Below are 3,292 nucleotides of genomic sequence, written 5' to 3' on the forward strand. Positions count from 1 at the left end.
CGCCTAATATCAAGGGATTGAGCAACACGATGTAGGCCATCGCGACGAACGTGGTGACGCCGCCGCGAACCTCGCGGGCCAGCGTCGTGCCGCGCTCCTTGAGCCGGAAACGTCGTTCGATCAGGGCAGTCGTGGGGCGGCGGTCGCGCAACTGGGTCATGACGTACTCCCATGCCGGTGGGCGCGCGCGGAACCAGGCCGTTAGCGGGAACGGCCTGACTCCACGGGCGTTTAAGCGATGGTGCTCCGGTCAGCACGCGCGTGACGAGGATCAGTACTCGACGCGGTCGGTGCGGGAAAGCCACGCGGAGAACGGGGTGTCGTGGTCCGCGGTCCTGACGTGCAGCACGGGGATCGGCCACGTCTGCTTGGGCTGTTCGAACAGGTCGTAGAAGTCACGGTCGTTGAAGCCGGCGTCGGCGGCGTCGTTGCGGTCGGCGGCGAAGACCACTCGATCCACGCGGGCCCACAGGGAGGCGGCCAGGCACAGCGGGCACGGCTCGCACGAGGAGAACAGCACGCAGCCGGTGAGCCGGAAGTCGCCGACCCGTTGGCAGGCCTCGCGAATCGCCACCACCTCGGCGTGGGCGGTCGGGTCGAGCGTGGGCACGACCCGGTTCACGCCGGTGGAGATCAGGTCGTCGCCGCGCACGATGACAGCGCCGAACGGGCCGCCGCCGGTGGCGACGTTGGCGGAAGCCAGCCGAACGGCCTCGTCGAGCCACGCCTGGTCGGTGGTCGCTGCGGTGGTCATCGCGGAATCTCCCGTGTCGTCAGGTGTTCCGGCCGCACCGGAACTCGGTTGAGCGCCAGGCCGGTGGCGGCGCGGATGGCCGCGACCACGGCCGGCGTCGACGAGATCGTGGGCGGCTCGCCCACTCCGCGCAGCCCGTACGGGGCGTGGGGGTCGGCCAGTTCGAGCACGTCCACCGGCATCGGCGGTGTGTCGAGCACGGTCGGGATCAGGTAGTCGGTGAACGAGGGGTTGCGGACTTTCCCGTTCGAGACCTGGATTTCCTCCATGACGGCCAGGCCGAGGCCCTGCGTGCTGCCGCCGTGGATCTGGCCGACGACGGCCTGCGGGTTCATCGCCTTGCCCACGTCCTGCGCGCAGGCCAGCTCGACCACCTTGACCAGGCCGAGGTCGACGTCGACGTCGACGACTGCCCGGTGCGCGGCGAAGCCGTACTGCACGTGCGCGAAGCCTTGGCCCGTATCGGGATCCAGCGCGGTGGTTGGCCGGTGCCGCCACTCCACCGTCTCCTCGATCACGTCATCCCCGAGCACGGCGACGATGTCCTGGGCGGTGAGCTCCGAGCGGGGTTCTCCGAAGCGGGACACGGCCAGCTTGAGCAGCTTCTCCCGCACCGCCTCGCAGACGGCCTTGACCGCGCCGCCGGTGACGTAGGTCTGGCGGGAGGCCGAGGTGGAGCCGCCGTTGCCCACGGTGGTGTCGGCCGGGTGCACGGTGACCTGGTCGATGCCGAGCTCGGTGCGGACGATCTGCTGCTGGATGGTGACCAGGCCCTGGCCGACCTCGGCCGCGGCGGTGTGGATCACCGCCGCCGGCTCGCCGTTGATCACCTGCACCCGCAGGCGGGCCGTGGAGTAGTCGTCGTAGCCTTCGGAGAAGCAGATGTTCTTGATGCCGACGGCGTAGCCGACGCCGCGGACCACGCCCTCACCGTGGGTGGTGTTGGAGACGCCACCGGGCATCGCCGTCAGGTCCAACGGTCCATCGTGGACTGCCGGCAGCGGGCGTTGCTTGATGAGCCGGAGCAGTTCCTCCACCGGGGCGGCGGAATCGACGACCTGGCCGGTCGGCATGACGCTGCCTTCGCTCATGGCGTTGCGCACCCGCACATCGACCGGGTCCATGCCCAGCGCCTCGGCGAGTTTGTCCATTTGCGACTCATAGGCGAAACCGGCCTGCACAGCGCCGAATCCGCGCATGGCGCCACAGGGCGGGTTGTTGGTGTAGGCGCCCCAGCAGTCGATGGTGACGTTGTCCACATTGTACGGTCCGATGCCGAGCGTGGCGGCGTTGGCCACCACCGCCGGCGTGCTGGACGCGTACGCGCCGCCGTCGAGGTAGATGCGGCACCGGACATAGGAAAGCTTTCCGTCACGGTCGGCCCCGTGCTCGTAGTACAGCTTGGCCGGGTGCCGGTGCACGTGGCCGTAGAACGACTCCTCGCGGTTGTAGACCATCTTGACCGGCTTGCCCGTGTGCAGGGCCAGCAGGCACGCGTGCACCTGGATGGACAGGTCCTCGCGGCCGCCGAACGCGCCGCCGACACCGGCCAGCGTCAGCCGCACCTTGTCCGTCGGCAGGTCGAGTGCGAAGCAGATCTGCTTCTGGTCGACGTGAAGCCATTGCGTGGCCACGAAAAGGTCCACGCCGCCGTCCTCGGCCGGAATGGCCAGGCCGGACTCGGGGCCGAGGAAGGCCTGGTCCTGCATGCCGACCTCGTACACGCCGGTGACCACGACATCGGCCGTCGCCTGCTGGTCGCCACGCTCGATGTGCACCTTGCGTACGGTGTTGCCGCCGTGGTGCAGCAGCGGCGCCTCCGGCTTGACCGCCTCCTCGGCGTCCACGATCGGCGCCAGCACGTCGTACTCGACGTTGATCTTCTTGATCGCCCGCCGGGCCGTCTCCGGGTGGTCGGCGGCGACCAGCGCGACCGATTCCCCGTGGTAGCGCACGACATCCACGGCCAGCACCGGTTGGTCGGGGTGCTCAAGGCCGTACAGATTCGTGCCGGGGACGTCGTCGTGGGTGAGCACCGCGTACACGCCGGGCACCTTCAGCGCCTCGGCGATGTCGATGGACCGGATCCGGGCGTGCGGATGTGGGCTGCGCAGGGTCGCGCCCCACAGCATGTCCTCGTGCCACAGGTCGGACGAGTACGCGAACTCGCCGCGCACCTTCAGCGCACCGTCCGGGCGCAGCGGGCTCTCGCCCACGCCTCCCCCAGAGCGAGTTGTTACGGTGGATTCCCTGGTGGGGGAGGTCATCGCAGCACCTCCGCGGCATTCGCGAGATCACGGGTGATGGATTCGACGTCGGCGGTGCGCAGCTCGCCGCCGGCGATGACACTGCGGCCGCCGACCAGCAGGCGGTCCACGGCGGGGGCGGAGCCCAGCACCAGCGCGGCCACCGGGTCGGTGATGCCGGCGTGCTCCAGGTCGTCCATCCGCCACACGGCCAGGTCGGCGACCTTGCCCGGCTCGATGGAGCCGATCTCGTGGTCGCGGCCGAGGCAGCGTGCGCCGCCCATGGTGCCCA

The 3,292-nt window shown here is 69.8% G+C and carries 3 protein-coding genes and 1 pseudogene; all 4 read right to left on the reverse strand.

The window, feature by feature from the left end; all coding sequences use genetic code 11:
• Positions 1-160 (reverse strand): annotated as a pseudogene (locus tag KUTG_RS62745) (NCS2 family permease); the annotation flags it as partial.
• Between the two features lie 111 nt (positions 161-271).
• A complete protein-coding gene (locus KUTG_RS50565; RefSeq protein ID WP_043727168.1) occupies positions 272-754 on the reverse strand; it encodes a nucleoside deaminase in 483 nt (160 codons plus the stop codon).
• Positions 751-3,021 carry a xanthine dehydrogenase subunit D gene (pucD, locus tag KUTG_RS50570; RefSeq protein WP_043727169.1) on the reverse strand — a complete coding sequence of 757 codons (2,271 nt, stop codon included), beginning with the start codon at positions 3,019-3,021 and terminating at the stop codon, positions 751-753. The genes KUTG_RS50565 and pucD overlap by 4 nt, the downstream gene beginning before the upstream one ends.
• On the reverse strand, positions 3,018-3,292 hold a 275-nt coding region (locus KUTG_RS50575), incomplete at its 5' end, for an amidohydrolase family protein (RefSeq protein ID WP_043727172.1). The genes pucD and KUTG_RS50575, both read right to left, overlap by 4 nt.

This window comes from Kutzneria sp. 744 (assembly GCF_000568255.1).
Lineage (GTDB): Bacteria > Actinomycetota > Actinomycetes > Mycobacteriales > Pseudonocardiaceae > Kutzneria.